This is a genomic window from Halobacterium sp. DL1, from assembly GCA_000230955.3.
In the GTDB taxonomy this organism is placed as follows: domain Archaea; phylum Halobacteriota; class Halobacteria; order Halobacteriales; family Halobacteriaceae; genus Halobacterium.
Genome location: CP007060.1, coordinates 839,339 through 863,004, shown reverse-complemented (window position 1 = coordinate 863,004; position 23,666 = coordinate 839,339). Strand labels below are relative to the sequence as shown.

The following is a 23,666-nucleotide window of genomic DNA, read 5'->3' as shown; positions in this document are numbered from 1 at the left end:
CCCGTGAACCAGCGAACGCTGTTCCAGTGGCTCGGCTTCGGGCTGGTCGTCGTCGGTCTGGGCGCACTCGTCGCGACGTTCCCCCCGGAGCCAGTGCTCGCCGTCCAGATGGTGTTGCTCGCCCTGGCCGGGGCGCTGTTCTTCGTCTCCGGCGTCACCGACCGGTTGCGGTGGGGGCTGCTCGTGGGCGTCGGCGACGTCGCACTCGGCACGTCGCTCGTCGTCGGCGGCGTCACCGACGCCGACTGGAAGGGCGGCGAACTGGTGTACACCGTGGCCGTCCTGCTCGGTGGTCTCTCACTCGTGGCCATCGGGGTGCTGTACGTGCTCGGCTACGACTCCTTCGACACCCCGTAGCTACGCGCGGTAGAACATCCCCTTGGAGACGGGGCGGGTCTCCTCGAACCCCCACTGTTCGTAGAAGCCGTCGACGTCCGCCATCAGGTTCACGTACGCGTTCTCCGGCGCGTGCTCCTCGAGGTAGGCCACGACAGCGTCCATCATCCGGGAGCCGAGGCCCTGCCGCTGGTGGTCGGGGTGGACGACCATATCGCAGACGTGGTACACCGACCCGCCGTCCCCGACGATACGCGCCATGCCGACCGTCTCGCCCGATTCCTCCTCGACGACCGTCACGCCGTAGACCGAGTTCGGGAGGCCGCGCTCGACGCCCTCGCGGGAGCGCGCCGACATGCCGGCCGCCGCCCGGAGTTCCACGAAACGGTCGACGGTGGGGAGTTCCTCGCGGACCTCGTAGCTCATGGGCGTCGGTGGACGGACGACGAAGTTAGCGCTGTCGAAAACGGAGACGGGCGGACGCTCAGTCCAGTTGCTCGCGCAGCAATTCGTTCACCTGACCGGGGTCGGCGCTGCCGCCGGTCTGGGCCATCACCTGGCCGACGAGGAAGTTCAGCGCGCCGTCCTCGCCGGCGTAGTAGTCCTCGACGGCGTCGGGGTTCGCGTCGATGGCGTCGGCGACGGCGGCCTCGACCTCGCCGCCGGTCGTCTTCCCCAGGTCCTCGTCCGCGACGATGTCGTCGGGGTGGTCGCCCTCGTCGAGCATCCCGCGGAGGACGACCTCCTCGGCGTTCTTCGCGGTGACCTCGTCCTCGGCGACGAGTTCCACGAGGCGCTCGAACTCGTCGATGCGGTCGTCGACGTCGTTGACGTCGAGGTCGCGGTAGTTGAGTTCGCCGAGGATGGTGTCGGCCACCCACGTCGCCGCGAGGTCGGGCTCGTACTGCTCGGCGAGCTCCTCGAAGAGGTCCGCGACGGCCTTCCGGGAGGTGAGCTTGGCTGCGGCCTCCGCGCCGAGGTCGTAGTCCTCTCGGAAGCGCTCCCGGCGCGCGTCCGGGAGTTCCGGGATGGGAATCTCCTCTTTCCAGTCCGAGACCTCCAGGGGCGGGATGTCGGCCTCGCGGAAGTAGCGGTAGTCCTTCTCCTCGGCCTTCGAGCGCATCGACACCGTGATGCCGCGGGCCTCGTCCCAGTGGCGCGTCTCCTGTTCGACCTCGCGGCCGCGCTGGATCTGGTTGCGCTGGCGCGTGATCTCGTAGGACAGCGCCTTCTGGGCGCCCTTGTGGCTGGAGATGTTCTTCACCTCCGTGCGGTTGGCGGCGGCGAGCGTCTCGTCGCTTGGCTCCTCGCCGTCGACCTCGGCGGCGTCTATCATCGAGATGTTCGCGTCGACGCGGAGGCTGCCGTCGCGCTCGGCGTCGAAGATGCCGAGATACTCCAGGACCTCCGTGAGCTTCGCGAGGAACGCCCGGGCCTCCTCGGCGCTCCGGAAGTCGGGGCGGGTGACGATCTCCATCAGTGGCGTCCCCGCGCGGTTGTAGTCCACGAGCGTGTAGTCCGCGGTGTCGATGCTGCCGCCCGCGTGCTGCATGCTCCCCGGGTCCTCCTCGAGGTGCGCGCGTTCGATGCCGATGGCACGGCGCTCGTCGGCGACCGGCACGGCGAGTTCGCCGTCCTGGCAGATGGGGGCGTCGTACTGCGTTATCTGGAACCCCTTCGGGAGGTCGGGGTAGAAGTAGTTCTTCCGGTGGAACCGCGTGCGCTCGGGGATCTCCGCGTCGATGGCCTTCCCGAGTTTCACGGCGGCCTCGACGGCGGCCTCGTTCAGCACGGGCAGCGCACCCGGGAGCCCGAGACAGACGGGACACGTGTGCGTGTTCGGCTCCGCGTCGGCGGTGTCCGTCGAACACCCACAGAAGATCTTGGTGTCCGTTTCGAGTTGCACGTGGACCTCGAGGCCGATGACGGCGGTGAGGTCCTGTGCGGCGGTCTGCGCGCTCATTGCAGCCCGATTCGAGGCGCGGGCGCTTATGATTGACGAAGCCCCCGGCCGACCGAACTGTCGGCTCGCAGGGCGGTTGTCTGACGCTCGTCCGACCTACCCTTTTACGTCTCGAGTGCGCTTGAACGTCCATGACTGAGGACAGCGGCCGAGCGGACGAACTGGAAGAGCGGGTCGACGAACTTGAAGCGACAGTGCGCGGGCTCACCGAGGAGCTGGTCGACGCCAGCGAGCGCATCCGTCAGCTCGAATCCGAACTCGACCAGTCGCCGAGCACCGAGGAGGTCCGCGAGGCGCGCGAGGAGTCCATCGTCGACTCCGAGGACGCCGACGGAGGCGAAGCGACTAAGAGTGGTCAGGGTCAGTCTGGGGACAACGAGGAGTCGGAACTCGACGGCATCATCGTCGCCTGAGGCCGACCCCGCTTCCATGTACATCGACGAAATCGTCCTCCAGAACTTCAAGAGCTTCGGCGGCACGACGAGGATTCCCTTCTACGAGGACTTCACCACCATCAGCGGGCCGAACGGCTCCGGGAAGTCCAACATCATCGACGCCATCCTCTTCTCGCTGGGTCTGGCCCGCACGTCGGGGATGCGCGCGGAGAAGCTGACAGACCTCATCTACAACCCCGCCCACGACGGCGAGGGCGAGACGGCTGGTCCGAAGGAGGCGAGCGTCGAGGTCGTGTTGAACAACAAGGACGGCACGCTGACGCGCTCGCAAGTGGAGACGGCCGCCGGCTCCGAGAACATCGGCGACGTGGAGACGGTCACCGTCAAGCGCCGCGTGAAGCGCACCGAGGACAACTACTACTCCTACTACTACCTGAACGAGCGGTCGGTGAACCTCTCGGACATCCGCGACCTGCTCGCGCAGGCGGGGGTCGCCCCGGAGGGGTACAACGTCGTGATGCAGGGCGACGTCACCGGCATCATCAACATGACCGCGGGCGAGCGCCGCGAGATCGTCGACGAGATAGCCGGCGTCGCGGAGTTCGACGCGAAGAAGGCCGACGCCTTCGAGGAGATGGAGGTCGTCGAGGAGCGCATCAGCGAGGCCGACCTCCGCATCGAGGAGAAACACGACCGCCTCGACCAGCTCGCCGACGAGCGGGAGACGGCGCTCGAGTACAAGGGACTGCGCGACGAGAAACAGGAGTACGAGAGCTACGCGAAGGCCGCGGAGCTCGAGGAGAAGCGCGCCGACCTCGAGTCGACGCGCGCGGACGCCGCCGACCGCGAGGAGGAACTCGACGAACTCCAGGAGGAACTCGACGAGCGCCGCGGGAAGGTGGTTCGCCTGGAGGAGGACCTCGAGGACCTGAACGCCGAGATCGAGCGGAAGGGCGAGGACGAACAGCTCGAGATCAAGCGCGAGATGGAGGAGATCAAGGGCGACATCTCGCGGCTCGAGGACAAGGTCGAGACCTGCGAGGAGCGCATCCAGGACGCCGAGAACGAGCGCCGTCAGTCGTTCGTGGAGATCGACCGGAAGCAGGAGAAGATCGACGACCTCGACGACGACATCCGCGAGAAGAAGGTCGAGAAGGCGTCGCTGAAGGCGGACGTCCAGGAGAAGGAGGCGGAGCTCGCGGACGTTGAGGAGGAGATCGAGTCCGTCGACACGGAGTTCGACGAGCTGAAGGCCGCCCTCGCGGAGAACAAGGAGAAACTCGAGGAGGCCAAGAGTGAGCGCAACGAGCTCCAGCGCGAGCAGGACCGCCTGCTCGACGAGGCACGCCGCCGGTCGAACGAGGTCAGTGAGGCCGAGGACGACATCGAGGCCGCCCGCGAAAAGCTCCCGGAGCTGGACGCGACCCTCGACGACCTTGAGAACGAGCTCGCGAAGGCCAAGCGCAACCGCGAGCAGATTGTCGACGTCGTGGAGGACCTCAAGGAGGAGAAGTCCCGGCGGCAGGACGACCTGGCAGACGTCGAGGACGGCCTCTCGGCCGCCCAGGAGGAGTACGCGCGCCTCGAGGCGCAGGCCGACCAGTCCGGGGACAGCTCCTACGGGAAGGCCGTGACGACCATCCTGAACAGCGAGCAGAACGGCGTCCACGGCACGGTCGGCCAGCTCGGCGGCGTCAGCGAGCAGTACGCGACGGCGTGTGAGACGGCGGCAGGCGGTCGGCTGGCGAACGTCGTGGTCGACGACGACGGCGTCGGCCAGCGCTGCATCGAGTACCTCAAGCAGCGCAACGCGGGTCGCGCGACGTTCCTCCCCATCACGAAGATGCAGAACCGCTCGCTGCCGAGCGCGCCCGGGATGCCGGGCGTCGTGGACTTCGCGTACAACCTCGTCGACTTCGACAGCCAGTACGCGGCGGTCTTCTCGTACGTCCTGGGCGACACGCTCGTCGTCGAGGACATGGAGACGGCGCGGGACCTGATGGGCGACTACCGGCTCGTCACGCTGGACGGCGACCTCGTCGAGAAGTCCGGTGCGATGACGGGCGGCAGCCGGTCGGGCTCGCGGTACTCCTTCTCGAAGTCCGGGAAGGGGCAACTGGAGCGCGTCGCCGAGCGCATCCAGCGCCTCCAGGACGAGCGCGAGAGCGTCCGGGAGGACGTCCGCGACATCGACCAGCGCCTCGACGACGCCCGCGACCGGCGCCAGGACGCCACCGACCAGGTGCGCTCCATCCAGAACGACATCGAGCAGGCCGAGAGCGAGCGCGCGGACGCCGAGTCCGACATCGAGGAACTCGAGGAGACGATCGAGGCGCTCCGCGAGGAACGCGAGGAGGTCGACGAGAAGATGCAGGCCATCGAGGCCGACATCGACGACCAGAAAGCCGTCATCGCGGACGTGGAGGCCGACATCGAGGAGCTCGAGTCGGAGCTCGCGGACTCCCGCATCCCCGACCTGACGGCCCAGAAGGAAGAGATCCAGGGCGACATCGACGACCTGGAGTCCCGCATCGACGAACTCGACGGCGAACTGAACAGCCTCCAGCTGGAGAAGGAGTACGCCGAGGACGCCGTCGAGGACCTCCACGACGACATCGAGGACGCCCAGAACCGGAAGGCCGAACAGCAGGAACACATCGGCGAACTCGAGGAGGAGGTCGAGGCCAAAGAGGAGACGCTCGCGGAGAAGGAAGAGGCCGTCGCCGAACTCGAGGAGGAGCTGACGGAGCTCAAGGACGAACGCGAGGACCTCAAGGACGAACTCCGCGAGGCGAAGGCCGCCCGCGACGAGCAGGCCAGCGAGGTCGAGAAAGTACAGAACCGACTCGAGAGCCTGCGCCGGGCGGAGGGTCGCCTCGAGGAGGAGATCGAGGAGCTCGACGACGCCGTCGGCGACTACGACCCCGAGGAGATCCCGGACCTCGAGGAGGTCGAGGAGAACGTCCAGCGCCTCGAACGCCGGATGGAGGCCCTCGAACCCGTCAATATGCTCGCCATCGAGGAGTACGACGAGGTCGAGGCGGACCTCGACGACCTCGAGGATAAGCGGGAGACGCTCGTCGAGGAGCGGGACGGCATCCAGGACCGCATCGCGCGCTTCGACGAGCAGAAGAAGTCGACGTTCATGGAGTCCTTCGACGCCATCAACGAGCAGTTCCAGCGCATCTTCTCGCGGCTCTCCGCCGGGACCGGCGAACTCGAACTCGAGGACCCCGAGGACCCCTTCGAGGGAGGGCTGACGATGAAGGCCCAGCCCGCGGACAAGCCGGTCCAGCGCCTCGACGCGATGAGCGGCGGGGAGAAGTCCCTGACCGCGCTCTCGTTCATCTTCGCCATCCAGCGGCACAACCCCGCGCCGTTCTACGCGCTCGACGAGGTGGACGCGTTCCTCGACGCGGTGAACGCGGACCGCGTCGGCGAGCTCGTCGACGAACTCGCGGGCGACGCGCAGTTCGTCGTGGTGAGCCACCGGTCGGCGATGCTCGACCGCTCGGAGCGCGCCATCGGGGTGACGATGCAGTCGGACAACCGCAGCGTGGTCACCGGCATCGACCTCTCGTCGCAGGGGGCGATAGCGAATGACTAGGGAGTCGCCAGGCGACTCCGAAAACGCGAGCGGTGAACGCGCGCCCGACCACCGGGAGGGCGCAGAACAGCGGACGGCGACCAGTGGGAGCCGTGAGCAGCGTGAGCCGCGAGCCGACGGTGGCGACATCCCACTGGACATCACCGGCCACGAAGAACGCAAGCGGGAGCGGGAGGGTGGGGACGAGGCGGACGCAGCGACCGACTCGGCGGAGCGCGAGACTCCAGCAGACGAAGCCGACATGGCTGACAGCGAGACGCCGGACAGCGCCGAGGAACTCATCGCGGAGGCGCCAGCGAGTCCGGAGGCGGACCCCGAGGACGACGAGGTCGAACCCGTCGAACTGCTCGTCCAGCTGGCGAAGGACGGCGAGATAGAGCCGTGGGACATCGACATCGTGGCGGTGACGGACAAGTTCCTCGCGGCGATGGACGAGGCGGACCTGCGGACCTCCGGGCGCGCGCTGTTCTACGCGAGCGTCCTCCTGCGGATGAAGAGCGACGTGATGCTCGACATCGGCCAGGACGACGAGCCCGAGGACGACCTGCCCGAGCGAGAGCCCTGGGAGGCGCCGGCCGAGGAGGCCGAGGGGGCGCCGTCCTACGACCCCGTGACCGCCCTCGAGACTGAGATGGACCGCCGCCTGGAGCGCAAGCACGCCCGCGGTAACCCCGAGACCCTGGAGGAACTCGTGCGGGACCTCAGGCAGGCCGAGCGCGGGACCTGGTGGAAAGAGTCCCGCGAGTACGACACCAGCGACTCGCCGCAGGGGTTCCGGCGCGGCGTCCAGGAACTGGACTACCACTCGGGCGACGACCTCCGGATGGACGACGAGCCGACCCAGGCGGAGGCCCTCGGCAACGCCCACGAGGAGGACATCGAGACGACCATCGAGGACGTCGAGGCCGCGCTCACCGAGCAGTACGGCTCCGGACGGACGGAGGTGCTGTACGAGGAGATCGCGGACACCGGCGGCTCGCGCGTGGAGACGTTTCTCGCGTTGCTCTTTCTCGCCCACCGCGGCGCCGTCACGCTCGAACAGGACGAACTGTTCGGCGACCTCTGGGTCTGCGACGAGACGATGGCAGGAGCGGAGACAGCGGCCGCCGCGGACTGAACGCGTTTTCCGGCCGTCTAGAACTCGAACCAGTCGGTGACGCGGCCGGACTCGTGGAGCCGCCAGCGCTGCCGGACGGCGCCGGACGCCGTGGTCTCGATGGAGAGCGTGGCGTCGAACAGCGGTTCGACGGTGGCGAGGTGGTCGTCGGCGACGCTCGCGGAGGCGTGGAAGTGCCCCATCCCGTCGACCTGGCGGACCGCACTCGACAGCAGGTGGACGAACCGGAACAGCGCCTCCTCGTCGACGTCACCCGCTTCGACGGCAGCGAACAGGGGGTCGAGGCCGTCGAGGCAGAACCGGAGTTCGCCGGGCCCATCGGCGTCGACGCCGACGCGGTCGAGGGCCCGCTTCGTCGTGGCGAACAGCGCTTCGAGGTCGGTGGCGTCGTCGACGCGGTCGTACCAGTCCTCGACGTCCGCGATTTCGAGCGTCGGTCCGTCTGCCGTGGGCGCCGACGCCGCGGCCGAGCGCGTTCCGGCGGCCGTCGTGGCGTCCACGACGCCGAAGGAGCCGGCGTCCGTGCGACGAGGGCGGTGTCTGTCGAGGACAGTGGACACGTCGGAAGACGTGGTGAGGAAGACGTGACTGCGGTCGAGTTCCGGCGCGCCCAACAGGCGCTCGCAGGCCGGACCGCGACCGGGCGCGTCGCTGACGACCAGCACGTTGCAGCCGTCTCGCTTCAGCGCCGCGAGTTCGTTCGAGAATGCCTCCGCGTCCACGTGGTCCCCCATTGCTTGTCGTAACCAACGGGAGAGTCGTATTTACATTTTTGGTACGGTGGCGCGTATCTTACGCGAAACGCCGCGAACAGAAGGCTCAGAGGTAGTCGCCGAGCAGCGCGTCGACGCGCTCGCGGGTGGCCTCGGGGATGGCCTCTGTCGGCGTGTTCACCGTCCCCTCGAGGCTGTGTCCGCAGTCACAGTCCCGCTCCTCGGGCATCGTTTCGATGGCGCGCTCGACGGCCTGCTTGATGGCCGTCTCGTTCTCCGCGGCGTTCTCAAGGACCTCCTCCAGGGTGACCTCGCTGTCCTGCTTCCAGACGTCGTAGTCCGTGACGCCGGCGACGGTGGCGTAACACATCTCGGCCTCGCGGGCGAGCTTCGCCTCCGGGATGGCGGTCATGCCGACGAGGTCCCAGCCCTGGGCCTTGTAGAACTCCGACTCCGCGCGCGTCGAGTACTGCGGGCCCTCGATGCAGACGTACGTCCCGCCCGCCTGGGTCTTCGCGTCCGTGGCGTCCGTCGCGGCGTCGTGGAGGTGGTCGACCATGTGCGGGCAGTACGGGTCCGCGAACGGCTGGTGGACGACGACGCCGTCGCCGAAGAACGTCAGGTCGCGGTTCTTCGTGCGGTCGAAGATCTGGTCGGGGACGACGAGCGTCTGGGGCGGCAGGTCCTCCTTGAGGCTGCCGACCGCGTTCGAGGCGAGCACGCGCTCGACGCCGAGCTGCTTGAGCGCGTAGATGTTCGCCTTGTACGGGAGGTTCGTCGGGTCGCGCTGGTGGTCGGGGCCGTGGCGCGGCAGGAACGCAACCTCGGTGCCGGTGTCGCCGAACTCGCCGACGGTCACGGGTGCACTTGGGTCGCCGTACGGGGTCGACGTCTCCACTTCGCGGACGTTCTCCAGTGGGAGCGCCTCGTAGATGCCGGACCCACCGATGAAACCAATCATACCACGACGGTCACGGCGGACCCACCTAAACGATGCGCTACGGCCCGTGCTCGTGAACCCGGACGCTACTGCTTGGCGTCCTCGTAGGCCGCCCGCAGTCGGTCGAAGAGGTCGCGGCCGACGGCCGTCGAGAGCCGCGGTTCCGCGGTCGCGAAGAACTCGTCCAGCCTATCGTACTCCGTGAACGCGTCGTCGGCGTCCGGGTCGTAGCGGCCCTCGCGCTCGTAGTACAGCGCCTGCACGCACATGTCGACGAGGTCCATGTCCTTCACGAAGCGCGCTTCCGGCGTCTCGCGCTCCTCGTAGGCCGTCCAGTCGGCGAGCACGTCGTCGCCGAGCGCGCCCGCCAGCGTCTCGACCGTCTCGCGTTCCCGTCGCTCCTTCTCCTCGGGCGAGACGTCGGGCTGGTGGTCGGGGTCGGCGCGCGTCGGCACGTCCCCGAGTTCTGCCTCGCCGACGTCGTGGAGGACCGCGAGGCGGAGTGCCCGGTCGGCATCAACACCCGCGTCGCCGGCGTACGCCAGCGTCAGCAGCGCGACGCCCCACGAGTGCCCGGCGACCGACTCGGGATCCTCGACGTTCCGCAACTGCCAGCCGGTCCGGCCCTCGTCCTTCAGCCGGTAGGCCGTGAGAAGTGCCTCGACGTCCTCAGGCATCGTCCGCGAGCGCCCACTCCGCGTCGCCCGCCTCCACGAGTACGTCGCGGCGGACCGTCTCCGCCAGCACCTCGTCGAGGCGGTCGGGCTGGGCGATCTCCATCTCGATGCGCTCGACGTCGTGGTACTCCGCGAGCAGGCGGCGGATGCCGGCCTTCGAGTAGGGGCCGTCGCCGTCCGTCTCCATCACGCCGGAGATGATGTCGACCATGTCCTCGATGAAGTTCCACGGGTAGACGACCCACGCCCACTGTTCGAGTCGCTCGCCGACGTAGTCGGGTTCGAACTCGCTGGTCTGGAGTAGCTGCAGGGTCGCGGTCCGGATCTCGTTGGCCTCGCGGTCCTGGACGTACTCGTAGGCGGTCTCGATTGAGCCACCGGTGTCCGCGATGTCGTCGATGATGAGCACGTCCTTGTCCGCGACCGACCCCTCCGGCATCGGGTAGCGGACCTCGGGTTCGCCGGACTTCTGGGCGGTCCCGACGTAGTGCTCCATCTTGAGGCTCGTCAGGTCGTTCAGCCCGAGGAAGTCACAGAGACAGCGCCCCGCGAACCAGCCGCCGCGGGCGAGGGCGACGACCACGTCCGGTTCGAACTCGGAGCGCTTGACCTCGTCGCTGACGTCCCGGCAGAGTCCGTAGATGTACTCCCAGTTGGTGATAGTGCATTTGAAGTCGTCCGGGAGGTCGCTCATTGCGTGTAGGGAGTCGCGTGCGTCGCCACTTAACCGTTTACAGGTGTCCGTAGTTGCGAGTTAGTGCGTTTTACCAGGGGGTGCTTGCGAGCACGGCGCCCCTTTCAGTCCACCCAGGCCAGGTGGCCAGCCGGTAGCGGGCGGGACTGAAAGGGGCGGCTGTCTGGACGAAGGCAGGCGACACAAGCACTGGAACGAGCGGAGCGAGTGAAGCGCGCAGCGAGCCTCCCGAATCCAGACAGCCGCCCCTTTCTGAGTGATTCCAACGTCGTCTCAGTCTGTAGCCCAGGAACCACCAAGCAATCATCCAGAGGAAAACACGCAACACGGAGGAGCGCGAACCCCGGGCCATGACAGAGACGCGGGCGCTGCTGGTGGACGCGTTCACCGACGAGCACTGCGCGGGGAACGCGGCGGGCGTGGTGCCGGACGCCGGGGGGCTGACCGACGACCAGATGCAGGCCATCGCGGCGGAACTGGGCGCGAGCGAGACGGCGTTCGTCCGGCCGAGCCAGGACGCCGACCGCCGCATCCGCTACTTCTCGCCGACGACCGAGGCGGACCTCTGCGGGCACGCGACCATCGCGAGCCACGCCCACCTGTTCGCCGACGGCGCAATCGACGCCGGCGAGCACACAGTGGAGACGAACGTCGGCGTGCTCGACGTCAAGGTTACCGCGGACGGCACGGTGTGGATGACGCAGAACCCGCCTGCGGTGCGCGAAGTCGACGTGGGCTACGAGCGCGTCGCGGACGCCACCGGCCTGGGCGTGGAGGCGCTGCGCGGCGCGAGCGACGACCTGCCGCTCGCCGTCGCGGACACCGGCCTCCCGTACCTCGTCGTCCCCATCACCTACCTCTCGGACCTCGGGAGCGCCGACCCGGACTTCGACGCGGTCGAGGCGCTCGCGGACGACGTGGACGCGGCGGGCGTCTACGCGTTCACCTTCGACGCCCTCGACGGCGACTCGACGCTCCACGGGCGAGCGTGGGTGCCGAGCATAGGCGTGGACGAAGACCCCGTGACGGGAACCGCGAGCGGCGCTACCGGCGCCTACCTGCACCACTACGAGGCGTTCGGCGGCGACCTGGCCGAGGAGATGATCTTCGAACAGGGCCACTTCGTCGACCGGCCGGGCGAAGTCCGAGTTCGCGCGGCCGACGGGGGCGCGCCGCAAGTCGGCGGTACGGCCGTCGAGACGTTCGACGGGACGCTGCGGGTGCCGGCAGCGGAGAGCGACGAGATTCTGGAGGCCTGAGAGCCGCCCTCGCGTCGACTGGTGGGGTGCTGACGAGCGCAGTTGCCCGGCGAGAAGGTTCGCCTCACACGTCACTGGTTCTTTACACTAGAGGCGCCTACGGTCGTGCATGGGAGAAGGAGCAGGAAGCGTCGAAAGGCGGATTCGGCGGGAGTGGTGGCGGGTCCTGAACTGAGTACGACGAGAACGCGACCACCGCCACGCAGGTGAATCCGGAACGCCAGCGAGTTCGGCCGGCGATGGCGCGAGTCAGTCGTCCTCGGGACCGAACTGGAACTGGTCGTCCTCCTTCAGCTTCCGGAGTTCGCGGTTCACCGACTGGAGGTCCGTCTGCATGTCCGAGAGCCGTTCGTCGAGCACGCTAACGATATCGCTCTTGACGTGCTGGGTGTCGAAGGTGTCCGCCAGCGCCTCCTCGTGGGCGGCCGTGAGTGTCTTGTACAGCGCCCACGCCTCTCCGAACCGGTAGAGGAGGACGCCGACGACGGCGAGGGCAATTCCCGGCACCGCCGCGGAGACGAGTTCACTGGTCGTCCCGGCGTCCACTGCCCCTCGGCTCAGGAACGCGCCGCCAGCGATGAACGCGAGTCCGAGGACGGCGAACAGCGTCGTGAGGAGGAAGTACTTCCCGGCGTGTACCGCAGACCGTTTGGTGTCCATGTGCCGGGGAAAGCAGCACGAGGGTTAAAATCCACCGCCCCACCAACCGTTCGACTCGTCGATACGTTCGGCCACGACTGCGCTGTTCGCAATCTACTTATGCGTCTTTCCGGTCTAATTACGTGCCACATGGCTGTACGCTGGCTGGAGGATATACGGGCCGACGACATCGACAGTGTCGGCGGTAAGGGCGCGTCACTCGGCGAACTCACGGACGCCGGGCTACCCGTGCCTCCGGGGTTCGTCGTGACCGCCGGAACGTACCGCACATTCATCGAGGAAGCCGGCATCGACGACGAACTGTTCGAGGCAGTCGACGTCGACCCGGACGACTCCGAAGCGCTCGCCAACGCGGAGGCGGCCGCTGAGGAGATCATCATGAACACGGAGCTCCCCGAGTCGCTCCGTGAGAACATCCTCTCGTCGTACGACGACCTCGACGACGGGCAGGCGTTCGTCGCCGTCCGGTCGTCGGCGACCGCCGAGGACCTCCCGGACGCGAGCTTCGCGGGCCAGCAGGAGACGTTTCTCAACGTCACCCGCGAGGACCTCCTCGACCGCGTGAAACGCTGCTGGGCGTCGCTGTTCACCCAGCGAGCCATCTACTACCGCGAGGAACAGGGCTTCGAACACGACATCGTGGACATCGCGGTCGTCGTCCAGCGCATGGTCGACGCCGAGAAGTCCGGCGTGATGTTCACGAGCCACCCCTCGACGGGCGCCCACGAGGCCATCATCGAGGCGGCGTGGGGGCTCGGCGAGGCGGTCGTCTCCGGCTCTGTCTCCCCGGACAACTACCACGTGAACCGCGATACCGGCGAGGTCGAGGAGGTCACCGTCGCGGACAAGAAGCTGATGCACGTCAAGGACGTCGAGACGGGTGAGACCGTCGAGCGCGAGGTGCCCGACGAGAAGCGCGAGGCACGCGTGCTCACCGACGAGGAGATCCAGGCGCTCGTCACCATCGGCGAGCGCGTCGAGGACCACTACGGCGAACCCCAGGACGTGGAGTGGGCGATGGTCGGCGGCGACATCTACATGCTCCAGTCCCGGCCCATCACCACCATCGACGAATCCAACGAAGACATGACGGAGAGCAACGAGGACAGCGGCGAAGCGCTCGTGAACGGCCTCGGTGCCAGCCCCGGCGTCGCGTCGGGGGCGGTCCGCACCGTCACCAAGCTCGACCAGCTCGACAAGGTCGGCGAGGGCGACATCATCGTCACCGAGATGACCACCCCGGACATGGTGCCCGCGATGAAGCGCGCGGCCGGCATCGTCACCGACGAGGGCGGCATGACCAGCCACGCCGCCATCGTCTCCCGGGAACTCGGCTGTCCCGCCGTCGTCGGCGCAACGGACGCCACCGAAGTCCTGGAGGACGACCAGATCGTCACCCTCGACGGCGACCGCGGCGTCGTCACCGAGGGCCGCGTCGAGCAGGACGCCGAACGCGACCCCATCGAGGAGGCGCGACCGAAGACGCCCGTCAAGCCGATGACCGCGACCGAGGTGAAGGTCAACGTCTCCATCCCCGAGGCGGCCGAGCGCGCCGCCGCGACGGGTGCAGACGGCGTCGGCCTGCTCCGCATGGAGCACATGATCCTCTCGACGAACCAGACCCCGGAGCGCTACATCGAGAACCACGGCGAGAAAGCGTACATCCAGGAACTCATCGACGGCATCCAGCGCGTCGCCGAGGAGTTCTACCCGCGACCGGTCCGCGTGCGCACCCTCGACGCACCGACCGACGAGTTCCGCCAGCTCGAGGGCGGCAACGACGAGCCCCACGAGCACAACCCGATGCTCGGCTACCGCGGCATCCGCCGCAGCCTCGACCGCCCGGACGTCTTCCGGCACGAACTGGAGGCGTTCGCGGAGCTGTTCGAGATGGGCTACGACAACGTCGAAATCATGTTCCCGCTCGTCAACGACGCCGACGACGTGCGGCAGGCCCGCGAGCTGATGGTCGACACCGGCATCGACGTCGACAAGCGCACGTGGGGCGTGATGATTGAGACGCCCGCCGCGGCGCTCTCCATCGAGGAACTCGCCGCCGAGGGCATCGACTTCGCCTCCTTCGGCACGAACGACCTCACACAGTACACGCTCGCCGTCGACCGAAACAACGGCAACGTCGCCGACCGCTTCGACGAACTCCACCCCTCGGTACTGAAGCTCATCGAGACGACCATCGAGTCCTGCCGCGAACACGACATCGACACCAGCATCTGCGGGCAGGCCGGCTCCAAGACCGACATGGTGACGTTCCTCGTCGACACCGGCATCTCCTCCATCTCCGCGAACATCGACGCCGTCCGCGACGTCCAGCACGAGGTCAAGCGCGAGGAACAGCGCCTCATCCTCGACTCGGTCCGGGACTAGGGAACCCACTTTTTGCGCTGTCCCCGAAAGAGCGCGCCGCGCTCTTTCGAGATGACGAGAGAGCGCAGCTCTCTCGGACCACGCGGGGTGCGCCTCCAGCGCGCCCCACTCGGCAAAAACTTGGGAAAAGCACTCCTCCTTCGGTCCGCTCCGCGCTCACGGCTTCGCCGTTCGCGCATTCCGAGGCGCTACGCGCCTCGCGTCCCTCAGTCGTCGGCCCGCGCTCACTTCATTCGCGCGGTGAATCGCGGTGCTCGGGTTCTTCGAACCGCTCACACCGCGAATGCTGGTTCTCGTTCTCGCCGGTCACCGACAGACGTTTGACGAATCTCTCCATACCACGCGGTATGCTCGTCTATCACGCGGTCTTCCTCGCGCTCGTCGTCGGCACGACGGCGTTCTTCGCGGTGCTCGCCGCACTGAACGTCCGGTACGCCGAGCGGACGGTCCGGGAGCGCGCAGAGTGGCTCGCGGACACCGGCGGCGTCGAGGACCCCGACAGGCTGCTCGACTACCACCGGCTCGGCACCGCGGCGTCCCAGTTGCAGAGCGTCGTCGTGCTCGCGTTCGTCCTGCTCGTGCTCTACTCGGGCCTGTTCGGCGGGGCGGTCGAGTGGACGTTCGACGTCGTGGCGAACGACCTGCTCGCCGGCGTCCTGCTGTTCGTCGGTGCCGTCGTCGCCCTCCAGGTGCTGTCGCTACCCTTCGACGCCGCCGACACCTTCGGCGTCGAGGAGGCGTTCGGCTTCAACGAGCAGTCGCCGCAGCTGTTCGCGCGCGACAAGCTCGTCGGCACCGCTGTCGCCGTCGTCTTCACCGCGATACTGGGCGGCGGCGTGCTGCTCGCCGTCGAGTGGTTCCCCGCGTTCTGGTGGCTGGCCGCGACGGGCGTCGTCGTGGCGTTCCTGCTCGCGAGCCAGGTGCTCGTCCCGCGGGTCGTGATGCCGCTGTTCTACGACTTCGACCCCATCGAGGACGGGAGCCTGCGGGACGCCGTCGAGGACGTCTTCGAGCGCGCCGGCTTCACCTGCGACCAGGTGTACGTGATGAACGCGAGCTCCCGGTCGAGCCACTCGAACGCCTTCTTCACCGGGTTCGGGCGCACCAAGCGCGTCGTCCTCTTCGACACGCTCGTCGAGCAGATGGACGAGACGGCGGTCCAGAGCGTGCTCGCCCACGAACTCGCCCACTGGAAGAAGGGGCACATCTGGCAGAACGTGGCCGCGAGCGCCGTGCAGGTCGCCGTGCTGCTGTTCGTCGCGCAGTTCCTCGTCGAGTCGGCGTGGCTCTACGAGATGTTCGCCGTCCCTCAGCAGCCAGCCGCCGGCCTGCTGCTCGCGGCGCTGTGGCTCCAGCCCCTCGACGAACTGACCTCGCCCATCCAGAACAAGCTCTGGCTCGCCAACGAGCGCGAGGCCGACGCTTTCGCCGTCGACGTGATGGGCAGCGGCGCTCCGCTCGCGGACGCGCTCGCGGACCTCACTAGCGAGAACCTCGGCAACCCGTTCCCGCACCCCCTCTACGAGACGTTTCACTACCAGCACCCGCCGGTTCCCGAGCGCATCCGCTACCTGACCGAGGAGGCGCCGTAGACCGAGAGCGGAACCGCTAAACCACTCCTCCCAGTTCTCGGAGCTATGACGCGTGCGGAGCCCAGACCCGCCCCACAGAACTTCGACCGCGTGCTCTCCTCGATGTGTACCGAGCCCCACCCGGCGGCACGCGAGGCGGCCGTCGAGTTCCTCGCGGACAACCCCGGCGACCCCGCGACCTACCCCGCCGTATCCGAACTGGAGGCGGAGGCAGTCGGAATGCTCGGCGACGTGGTCGGCCTCGACGACCCCCACGGCTACGTCGGCTCCGGCGGTACCGAGGCGAACCTGCAGGCGGTGCGGGCCGCCCGCAACCTCGCGGACGGCGACGTGAACGTCGTCGCGCCGGAGAGCGCGCACTTCAGCTTCCAGAAGGCCGCAGAGGTCCTCGACGTCGAACTCAGACTAGCGCCGCTGGACGACGACCACCGCGCGGACGTGGGCGCCGTCACCGACCTCGCGGACGACGACACGGCGCTCGTCGTCGGCGTCGCGGGCACGACGGAGTTCGGGCGCGTGGACCCGATTCCCGCGCTCGGCGAGGTGGCCACGGACGTCGGCGCGAACCTCCACGTCGACGCGGCCTGGGGCGGCTTCGTCCTCCCGTTCACGGACCACGACTGGAGTTTCGCGGACGCCCCCGTCGACACGATGACCATCGACCCGCACAAGATGGGGCAGGCGCCCATCCCCTCCGGGGGGTTCCTCGCACGCGACCCGGAGACGCTAGACGCGCTGTCCATCCGGACACCGTACCTCGAATCGGAGACCCAGCCGACGCTCGGCGGCACGCGCTCCGGGGCGGGTGTCGCGGGTGCCCACGCCGCCCTGGAGGCGCTCTGGCCCGCGGGCTACCGCGAGCAGTACGAGCGCTCGATGGCGAACGCGGAGTTCCTCGCGGCCGAACTCGAGGGTCGCGGCTACGACGTCGTCGACCCGGTGCTCCCGCTGGTCGCCGCCGACCTCCCCGACGACGAGTTCGCGGCGCTCCGCGAGCGGGGCTGGCGTATCTCGCGCATGGCCGGCGGCGAACTCCGCGTCGTCTGCATGCCCCACGTCACTCGTGGGATGCTCGACCGGTTCCTCGCAGATATAGCGAACATCCAGTAGCATTTTCACACTCGGGGGTGACTCTCCGGCAGTGACCGCCCTCCTGTTCGGCATCGACCTGCACACCTTCGAGAACGGCGTCCGGGCCGCGTCCGGAGCGGAGGGCCTGGCGATCATCTTCCTCTACTCGTTCCTCATCGCGTTCGTCCTCCCGCTCCCCAGCGAGATCGTGCTCTGTCCCGCGGGCTACGTCTGCGCGGCGGGTGCGACGCTGGGACTCGGCGTCCCCGGCCCCATCCTCGTCGCCGTCGTCGTCCTCGTCAGCAGCGCCGGGAAGGCACTCGGCAGCGTCATCGCGTTGTACGTCGGCTACGGCGCCAGCCACTCGGGCCTCGTCGTGCGAGCGTTGCGCCGCGTGGGGTTCGACCCTGTCGCCTGGTCGAAGGCCCGCATGGTCGAACTCGTTCGGCGGTACGGCTACGCCGGGATGGCCCTCGGCCTCTCGGTCCCCGGCTTCCCGGACACGCTCTCCATCTACGCGTTCTCCGTCATCGAGAAGGAGTACGCGAAGTTCGCCGCGGCCACGTTCGCGGGCAGCGTCGGCCGCCTCGGTGTCACCATCCTCGTCCTCGAGGGCGCGCTGTTCGTGGTCTGAGACGCGGGCCCGGAGAATCGTGACAACGGTTATGTCGGCTGGCGTTCACGCCTGGGTATGTCACGTCCCCGTTCCGACCGGACGACCACGGGTGGCTCATCATCCTCGTCGGCGTCCTCTTGCTGTTGACCACGACCGATTTCGTCCCCACAGATTCACTGTGGGACTTCTTCCCCTCGCTGTTCGGCGGGAGCGAGGACCGCGGCCGCCGGCCACCAGCGGTGAGGGCGTCGACCTCGTGTTGACCGGACTGGCGCTGTTCGGCGGGGTCACCGTCGAGCGCTGAGGAACGAATTTCTGGCGGTGGTGCGAACCGCCTGCCCTCGGGCCCTCATGCGATCGCCTGGCGGGCGCGAACACCGTTCTCCCCGCAGGAATCGCCGAGCAGCCACGCCACAGGGAACCGGAATGTCACGACACAACCAGCGGGCTTTAGGCCCGCGCCAGCAGAACGAGGGAGTATGAGCTACGAGGACTACCCCACGGACGACCCAGCGGTGGTCACGGCGGGGTTGCCGTACGCCAACGGCGACCTCCACATCGGACACCTCCGGAGCTACGTGAGCGCGGACGCGTTCACCCGCGCGCTCCAGAAACTCGGCCAGCAGGCCGTCTACGTCTGTGGCAGCGACATGCATGGCACCCCCATCGCCGTGAACGCGGCTGAGGAAGGCGTCGACCCCGAGGAGTTCGCGCTCCGCCACCACAAGCAGTACCGGGAGACGTTCCCGAAGTTCAACGTCGACTTCGACCAGTACGGCCACACCCACGACGAGACGAACACGGAACTGACCAAGGAGTTCGTCCGCGCCTGGGAGGACAACGGCTACGTCCACGAGAAGGAGATCGACGTCGCCTACGACCCGGAGGCCGACCAGTGGCTCCCCGACCGCTTCGTCGAGGGGACGTGCCCGTACTGCGGCGAGCACGCCCGCGGCGATGAGTGCGACGAGGGCTGCCAGCGCCACCTCGAACCCGGCGAGATCGAAGACCCCGTCTCGACCATCACCGGCAACCCCGCGGAGTACCGCCGCCGCGAGCACAAGTTCCTGCGGCTGTCTGCCCTCCAGGAACATCTCCAGGGATTCATCAACCGGGTCGAGGGGACGAGCAACGCCCAGAACCAGCCACGGGAGTGGATCGAGGGCGAACTGCAGGACCTCTGCATCACCCGGGACATGGACTGGGGTATCGACTACCCGGGCGAGGGCGCCGAGGACCTCGTGCTCTACGTCTGGGTGGATGCCCCCATCGAGTACGTCTCCGCGACGAAGCAGTACAGCGAGCGCGCGGGCGACCTCGACTGGGAGTCCGTCTGGAAGGACGGCGACGGCGAGATCGTCCACGTCATCGGCCGCGACATCATCCAGCACCACACGGTCTACTGGCCGGCGATGCTGGAGGCCGCAGACTACGCCGAGCCGCGAGCGGTCTGCGCGGCCGGCTTCGTGAACATCGACGGTAAGGGGCTCTCGACGTCGAAGAACCGCGCCATCTGGGCCGAGGAGTATCTCGACGAAGGGTTCGATCCCGACCTCCTGCGGTACTACATGACGACCGCCAGCGGGTTCGAGCGCGACGTGAACTTCTCGTGGGACCGCTTCGCGGAGCGCGTGAACAGCGAACTCGCGGACGTCGTCGGCAACTTCGTCTACCGCGCGTTGCTGTTCGCGAATCGGAACTTCGGCGGCACGCCGGAGGCCGGCCTCTCCGACGAGGTGGAGACCGAGATCGCGCAGGCGATGGACGACTACGAGGACGCGCTCAACGACTACGACCTGCGGACGGCGGGCGAGCGCACGGTCGCACTCGCGCGGTTCGGCAACGAGTACATCCAGCGCAACGAGCCCTGGAAGCTCGACGACGAGGAGGCCACGCCGGTCATCCGCGACTGCGTGCAGCTGGTGAAGGCCGTCGCCGTGCTGCTCCAGCCGTTCACGCCGGAGAAGGCCGAGGAGGTCTGGCAGCAACTCGAAGAGGCGGACACAGTCGCGGACGCCACCATCGCGGACTGTCTGCAGGAGCCACCCGCGGAGTTCGGCGAGCCCGAGGAGCTGTTCACCAAGGTCGAGGACGACCGGGTCGCGGAACTGGACGAGACGCTCCAGGAGAAGATCGAGGCCGCGAGCGCCGACGACTCCGAGGAGACGGAGGGAGGCGAAGAATCAGACGTCGAACTCGAACCGCTGGCCGACGACCGCATCGGCTTCGAGGAGTTCCAGAGCCTCGACCTGCGCGTCGGCGAAATCCAGACCGCTGAGGGAATCGAGGGCGCGGACGACCTCGCGCGCCTCGAGGTCGACATCGGCCACGAGGTCCGCCAGATCGTCGCCGGTATCAAACAGCTCCACGACCTCGACGCCCTCCCCGGCACGAAGGTCGTCGTTGTCGCGAACCTCGAGAAAGCGGAGCTGTTCGGCGTTGAGTCCAACGGGATGGTGCTCGCCGCCGGCGAGGCCGCGGACCTCCTCACGACCCACGGCGACAGCGTCCCCGGCACGAAGGTCAAGTAGGGCGAACAGGCGGCGGACTGCTCCGGTACGCGGCGCCGCGCTACCGAGTCCGGGCGCACCGGGCGGCGTCTCAGGTCACGCGCCGGGTTGGTCCCGGCTTGTCACTTGAAGCTACGCAGTAGTCGAGGCGAGTTTTCGCCAGCCGAGTAGCGCGAGCGTTCTTTCGACGGATAGCGCAAAAGGGGCGTACTAGGCGTCGTCGACGAACTGACCGAGGTCGTCGACGTGGATGGCTTCCATCGTCTCCAGCCCGATGCCGTAGTGCTGTGCCGCGATAGAGGCCTCGAGCGCGGCCTGTCGGTCCTCGGCGTCGAGGAGGAGGAGCACGTCGCGCTCGCCCAGAAGGATGTAGGCGTCCCGGAGTTCGCAGTTCCGGTTCTCGAGGTCCTGGCGGAGGTCCCCCCAGATGGACGCGAGTTCCTGCGTGTTCTGGTACTCCCCGGTCTCGACGTTGGCGAAGGCGGCGTAGGTCTGCATGCGTTCCTGTTCGCTGGCCGGGGTCAAAACGACTGTGGCCCGGTGTGGCAGCCGTCCCCCACGTGGGTTTTTCCCGGGGGGCGGCGTATCGCCGGGCAATGAGGAACGCCAAGATCGTCTGCACGCTTGGGCCCGCGACCGACGACGAGGCGTCGGTGCGGGCGCTGGCGGACGCCGGAATGACCGTCGCCCGGGTGAACGCCAGCCACGGGACGCTGAAGGACCGGGCGGCGCTCGTCGACACCGCGCGGCGCGTGGACGACGAGACCGAGAAGCCGCTGGCGGTGATGCTGGACACGCAGGGGCCGGAGGTGCGGACCGCAGCGACCGAGTCGCCAGTTCACCTCGAGTCCGGCAGCCTCGTCGAGTTCGTCCCGGACGGTGAGACGACCGGCGAGACGGTGGGGCTCTCGACGAGTATCGCGGCGGTCGACCCCGGGACCAGGGTGCTGCTCGACGACGGGCGCATCGAGACGGTGGTCGAACGGGTCGAGGGCGAGCGCGTCTTCGCTCGCGTCGAGTCCGGCGGCGACCTGGGTAGCCAGAAGGGCGTGAACGTGCCGGGCGCGGAGCTCGGCCTCGACGTGGTGACCGAGAAGGACCGCCGCGACATCGAGTTCGCCGCAGAACAGAACGTCGACTACCTCGCGGCGAGTTTCGTCCGGGACGCCGAGGACGTCCTGGAGGTCGGCCGCGTCGTCGAGTCCTTCGGTGCCGACATCCCCATCGTGGCGAAGATAGAGCGGCGGGGGGCGGTGGAGAACCTCGAGGGCATCGTAGAGGCCGCCAGCGGCGTGATGGTGGCCCGCGGCGACCTCGGCGTGGAGTGCCCGATGGAGGACGTGCCGATGATCCAGAAGCGCATCATCCGGCGGTGCCACGAGGCGGGCGTCCCGGTCATCACGGCGACGGAGATGCTCGACTCGATGGTGCACGCGCGGCGGCCGACCCGCGCAGAGGCTTCCGACGTCGCGAACGCGGTCCTCGACGGCACCGACGCGGTCATGCTCTCCGCGGAGACGGCCGTCGGCGACGACCCGACGCGCGTGGTCGAGACGATGGACCGCATCGTGCGCCAGGTGGAGGCCAGCGACGAGTACGCGGAACTCATGGAGCAGCGCGTGCCCGAGTCCGACGGTGCGGCCAAGACCGACGCGCTGGCGCGGTCGGCGCGCTACCTCGCCCGGGACATCGACGCGAGCGCGGTGGTTGTCGCCTCCGAGTCGGGGTACACGGCGCGGAAGGCGGCGAAGTTCCGGCCGCGCGTCCCCGTCGTCTGTGCGACCCCGTCCAACAGGGTTCGCCGCCAGCTCGGCCTCAACTGGGGCGTCCACGCGGAGTACGCGGCGGTCGTCGACAGCGACCCGGCCACCGTCGTCGAGCACGCGGTGCAGGCGGCCGTCGACTCCGGCCTGGTCGAGAGCGGCGACACCGTGGTCGTGCTCGTTGGGATGATGACCGAACTGGAGGGCGCGAACACGACGAACACGCTGAAGGTCCACGTCGCCGCCGAGACGCTCGCCTCCGGGCGGTCGGTCGTCGACGGCCGCGCGACCGGGACTGCCACGCACGTCGAGGACGGCGACCTCGCGGACGTGCCTGAGGGGGCGGTGCTCGTGTTGGACTCGACGTTCGACGACGAGTTCAGCGGCGACCTCTCGAAGGTGGCGGGCATCGTGAGCGCCCAGTCGGGGATGACCGGCTACCCGGCGATGGTCGCGCGCGAACTCGACGTCCCGATGGTCGGCGACGTCGACGTCGCGACCGTCCCTGCGAACACGCTGGTGACGGTGGACGGCGAGCGCGGCGTGGTGTACGCCGCCGACCCCTGACCACACGACCCACGAGTTTTTCCGCGTCCGCGGTCAACTCCACGTATGGCGGACAACGACGGGTCGTGGCGGTACGGCCTCGACGACGTCGGGCCGGACGCGGAGCCAGAGGGCGACTCCATAGAGCCGGGGTCGCCGAGCGCGGAGAACGTCGTCTTCTTCCTGCTCGGCGTCGCGTTCATGCTCGGCGTCATCGGACTCCTGCTGTTCGGGTAACGGTTTTCCCAACCCGGTCCTAACCACACCGTATGACCGGGGTTACGATATTCGGGCAGTCGCTGTCGTTCCTGCTCGTCCTCATCGGGGTTGGGCTCTGCATCTTCGAGGCGTTCGCACCGGGCGCGCACTTCATCGTCATCGGCGTGGCGGTGCTGGCCGCCGGACTGCTGGGGCTGTTCGTCCCGGCGGTGGCGACGCCGTTCGTCCTAGCGTTCGTCGTGCTCGGTGTCGGCCTGGGGGCGCTGTACGTCTACCGCTACTACGAACTGTACGAGGGGACCGGGCGCGGACAGACCCAGGACTCCAGTGACCTCCGCGGGAAGCGGGGGTACGTCGTGGAGGAGGTGACGCCGCGGTCCGGCCGCGTGAAACTCGAGTCCGGCGGCTTCGACTCCTCGTACGGCGCTCGCTCCATCTCGGGGACCATCCCGGAGGGGAAAGACGTCGTCGTCGTCGACCCCGGCGGCGGCAACATCGTCACCGTCGAGGTGGTGGACGGCGACGACAAGATCGACCGCGAGCTCGACCGGGAGCGCGAGGGGAGCGACACCGCCTGAGGCGGCAACCTTATTGTCCGCTCGC

General features: G+C 68.2%; 21 protein-coding genes. 13 read left to right on the top strand and 8 right to left on the bottom strand.

Translation table 11 applies throughout. The features are described from left to right. Positions 1–3 precede the first annotated feature (3 nt). Positions 4–357, top strand: coding sequence for a hypothetical protein (locus HALDL1_05885; GenBank protein ID AHG05197.1), 354 nt, complete (start codon positions 4–6; stop codon positions 355–357). Here the strand turns inward: HALDL1_05885 and HALDL1_05880 are convergent, their stop codons facing one another. Together HALDL1_05880 and HALDL1_05875 are read right to left on the bottom strand one after the other, a co-directional pair. Continuing rightward, on the bottom strand, positions 358–762 hold the full coding sequence (locus HALDL1_05880) for a hypothetical protein (GenBank protein ID AHG03173.1): 405 nt from the start codon (positions 760–762) through the stop codon (positions 358–360). Between the two features lie 58 nt (positions 763–820). Continuing rightward, positions 821–2,299 carry an aspartyl/glutamyl-tRNA amidotransferase subunit B gene (locus HALDL1_05875; GenBank protein AHG03172.1) on the bottom strand — a complete coding sequence of 493 codons (1,479 nt, stop codon included), beginning with the start codon at positions 2,297–2,299 and terminating at the stop codon, positions 821–823. A 131-nt stretch (positions 2,300–2,430) separates the two neighbouring features. Here HALDL1_05875 and HALDL1_05870 point away from each other — a divergent pair, with 131 nt between their 5' ends. Genes HALDL1_05870 through HALDL1_05860 form a run of 3 tightly spaced genes read left to right on the top strand, consistent with a single transcriptional unit; the run spans position 2,431 to position 7,418 of the window. Next, positions 2,431–2,712: a hypothetical protein gene (locus tag HALDL1_05870; GenBank protein AHG03171.1), complete on the top strand. Its 282-nt coding sequence runs from the start codon at positions 2,431–2,433 to the stop codon at positions 2,710–2,712. Positions 2,713–2,728: 16 nt separating this feature from the next. Continuing rightward, entirely contained in the window at positions 2,729–6,301 is a 3,573-nt protein-coding gene (locus tag HALDL1_05865; protein AHG03170.1) for a chromosome segregation protein SMC, read from the top strand. After that, complete coding sequence (locus HALDL1_05860) at positions 6,294–7,418, top strand: chromosome segregation protein ScpA (protein ID AHG03169.1); 1,125 nt, start codon at positions 6,294–6,296, stop codon at positions 7,416–7,418. The genes HALDL1_05865 and HALDL1_05860 overlap by 8 nt, the downstream gene beginning before the upstream one ends. A gap of 17 nt (positions 7,419–7,435) precedes the next feature. Here HALDL1_05860 and HALDL1_05855 read toward each other — a convergent pair whose 3' ends face one another. The 4 genes from HALDL1_05855 to HALDL1_05840 all read right to left on the bottom strand — a co-directional run bounded on the left by HALDL1_05855 (position 7,436) and on the right by HALDL1_05840 (position 10,442). Beyond that, positions 7,436–8,152, bottom strand: a complete 717-nt coding sequence (locus HALDL1_05855) for a hypothetical protein (protein AHG03168.1) — start codon at positions 8,150–8,152, stop codon at positions 7,436–7,438. 85 nt (positions 8,153–8,237) lie between these two features. Continuing rightward, on the bottom strand, positions 8,238–9,089 hold the full coding sequence (locus tag HALDL1_05850) for an S-methyl-5'-thioadenosine phosphorylase (GenBank protein AHG03167.1): 852 nt from the start codon (positions 9,087–9,089) through the stop codon (positions 8,238–8,240). 68 nt (positions 9,090–9,157) lie between these two features. After that, positions 9,158–9,748: a phosphohydrolase gene (locus tag HALDL1_05845; protein AHG03166.1), complete on the bottom strand. Its 591-nt coding sequence runs from the start codon at positions 9,746–9,748 to the stop codon at positions 9,158–9,160. Continuing rightward, on the bottom strand, positions 9,741–10,442 hold the full coding sequence (locus tag HALDL1_05840; GenBank protein ID AHG03165.1) for a phosphoribosyltransferase: 702 nt from the start codon (positions 10,440–10,442) through the stop codon (positions 9,741–9,743). The genes HALDL1_05845 and HALDL1_05840 overlap by 8 nt, the downstream gene beginning before the upstream one ends. A gap of 350 nt (positions 10,443–10,792) precedes the next feature. On the opposite strand from HALDL1_05840, the gene HALDL1_05835 reads away from it, so the two are divergent. Continuing rightward, positions 10,793–11,701, top strand: a complete 909-nt coding sequence (locus HALDL1_05835) for a PhzF family protein (GenBank protein AHG03164.1) — start codon at positions 10,793–10,795, stop codon at positions 11,699–11,701. A gap of 249 nt (positions 11,702–11,950) precedes the next feature. Here HALDL1_05835 and HALDL1_05830 read toward each other — a convergent pair whose 3' ends face one another. Then, positions 11,951–12,361 (bottom strand): hypothetical protein, encoded by a 411-nt coding sequence (locus HALDL1_05830; GenBank protein AHG03163.1) that lies wholly within the window; start codon positions 12,359–12,361, stop codon positions 11,951–11,953. A 129-nt stretch (positions 12,362–12,490) separates the two neighbouring features. Between HALDL1_05830 and HALDL1_05825 the strand changes: the two genes are divergently transcribed. The 5 genes from HALDL1_05825 to HALDL1_05805 all read left to right on the top strand — a co-directional run bounded on the left by HALDL1_05825 (position 12,491) and on the right by HALDL1_05805 (position 20,556). Then, positions 12,491–14,746 carry a phosphoenolpyruvate synthase gene (locus HALDL1_05825; GenBank protein ID AHG03162.1) on the top strand — a complete coding sequence of 752 codons (2,256 nt, stop codon included), beginning with the start codon at positions 12,491–12,493 and terminating at the stop codon, positions 14,744–14,746. Between the two features lie 347 nt (positions 14,747–15,093). Beyond that, entirely contained in the window at positions 15,094–16,338 is a 1,245-nt protein-coding gene (locus HALDL1_05820) for a peptidase M48 (GenBank protein ID AHG03161.1), read from the top strand. Between the two features lie 45 nt (positions 16,339–16,383). After that, positions 16,384–17,448, top strand: a complete 1,065-nt coding sequence (locus tag HALDL1_05815; protein AHG03160.1) for an L-tyrosine decarboxylase — start codon at positions 16,384–16,386, stop codon at positions 17,446–17,448. 31 nt (positions 17,449–17,479) lie between these two features. Next, complete coding sequence (locus HALDL1_05810) at positions 17,480–18,043, top strand: hypothetical protein (GenBank protein ID AHG03159.1); 564 nt, start codon at positions 17,480–17,482, stop codon at positions 18,041–18,043. 461 nt (positions 18,044–18,504) lie between these two features. Next, a complete protein-coding gene (locus tag HALDL1_05805; GenBank protein ID AHG03158.1) occupies positions 18,505–20,556 on the top strand; it encodes a methionyl-tRNA synthetase in 2,052 nt (683 codons plus the stop codon). 189 nt (positions 20,557–20,745) lie between these two features. Here HALDL1_05805 and HALDL1_05800 read toward each other — a convergent pair whose 3' ends face one another. After that, complete coding sequence (locus HALDL1_05800) at positions 20,746–21,033, bottom strand: hypothetical protein (protein ID AHG03157.1); 288 nt, start codon at positions 21,031–21,033, stop codon at positions 20,746–20,748. Positions 21,034–21,131: 98 nt separating this feature from the next. Between HALDL1_05800 and HALDL1_05795 the strand changes: the two genes are divergently transcribed. The 3 genes from HALDL1_05795 to HALDL1_05785 are packed head-to-tail and all read left to right on the top strand — an operon-like array spanning position 21,132 to position 23,641. Next, complete coding sequence (locus tag HALDL1_05795) at positions 21,132–22,865, top strand: pyruvate kinase (protein ID AHG03156.1); 1,734 nt, start codon at positions 21,132–21,134, stop codon at positions 22,863–22,865. A gap of 45 nt (positions 22,866–22,910) precedes the next feature. Continuing rightward, positions 22,911–23,081, top strand: a complete 171-nt coding sequence (locus HALDL1_05790; protein AHG03155.1) for a hypothetical protein — start codon at positions 22,911–22,913, stop codon at positions 23,079–23,081. A 32-nt stretch (positions 23,082–23,113) separates the two neighbouring features. Beyond that, complete coding sequence (locus tag HALDL1_05785; protein AHG03154.1) at positions 23,114–23,641, top strand: hypothetical protein; 528 nt, start codon at positions 23,114–23,116, stop codon at positions 23,639–23,641. The last annotated feature ends 25 nt before the right edge of the window (positions 23,642–23,666 follow it).

Bases quoted from the DNA above. Each gene is read 5' to 3' on its own strand.
- HALDL1_05805 (AHG03158.1), top strand. From the start codon at position 18,505: ATGAGCTACGAGGACTACCCCACGGACGACCCAGCGGTGGTCACGGCG.
- HALDL1_05795 (AHG03156.1), top strand. From the start codon at position 21,132: ATGAGGAACGCCAAGATCGTCTGCACGCTTGGGCCCGCGACCGACGAC.
- HALDL1_05790 (AHG03155.1), top strand. From the start codon at position 22,911: ATGGCGGACAACGACGGGTCGTGGCGGTACGGCCTCGACGACGTCGGG.
- HALDL1_05820 (AHG03161.1), top strand. From the start codon at position 15,094: ATGCTCGTCTATCACGCGGTCTTCCTCGCGCTCGTCGTCGGCACGACG.
- HALDL1_05845 (AHG03166.1), bottom strand. From the start codon at position 9,748: ATGCCTGAGGACGTCGAGGCACTTCTCACGGCCTACCGGCTGAAGGAC.
- HALDL1_05860 (AHG03169.1), top strand. From the start codon at position 6,294: ATGACTAGGGAGTCGCCAGGCGACTCCGAAAACGCGAGCGGTGAACGC.
- HALDL1_05825 (AHG03162.1), top strand. From the start codon at position 12,491: ATGGCTGTACGCTGGCTGGAGGATATACGGGCCGACGACATCGACAGT.
- HALDL1_05830 (AHG03163.1), bottom strand. From the start codon at position 12,361: ATGGACACCAAACGGTCTGCGGTACACGCCGGGAAGTACTTCCTCCTC.
- HALDL1_05840 (AHG03165.1), bottom strand. From the start codon at position 10,442: ATGAGCGACCTCCCGGACGACTTCAAATGCACTATCACCAACTGGGAG.
- HALDL1_05875 (AHG03172.1), bottom strand. From the start codon at position 2,299: ATGAGCGCGCAGACCGCCGCACAGGACCTCACCGCCGTCATCGGCCTC.
- HALDL1_05785 (AHG03154.1), top strand. From the start codon at position 23,114: ATGACCGGGGTTACGATATTCGGGCAGTCGCTGTCGTTCCTGCTCGTC.
- HALDL1_05855 (AHG03168.1), bottom strand. From the start codon at position 8,152: ATGGGGGACCACGTGGACGCGGAGGCATTCTCGAACGAACTCGCGGCG.
- HALDL1_05815 (AHG03160.1), top strand. From the start codon at position 16,384: ATGACGCGTGCGGAGCCCAGACCCGCCCCACAGAACTTCGACCGCGTG.
- HALDL1_05835 (AHG03164.1), top strand. From the start codon at position 10,793: ATGACAGAGACGCGGGCGCTGCTGGTGGACGCGTTCACCGACGAGCAC.
- HALDL1_05800 (AHG03157.1), bottom strand. From the start codon at position 21,033: ATGCAGACCTACGCCGCCTTCGCCAACGTCGAGACCGGGGAGTACCAG.
- HALDL1_05880 (AHG03173.1), bottom strand. From the start codon at position 762: ATGAGCTACGAGGTCCGCGAGGAACTCCCCACCGTCGACCGTTTCGTG.
- HALDL1_05865 (AHG03170.1), top strand. From the start codon at position 2,729: ATGTACATCGACGAAATCGTCCTCCAGAACTTCAAGAGCTTCGGCGGC.
- HALDL1_05870 (AHG03171.1), top strand. From the start codon at position 2,431: ATGACTGAGGACAGCGGCCGAGCGGACGAACTGGAAGAGCGGGTCGAC.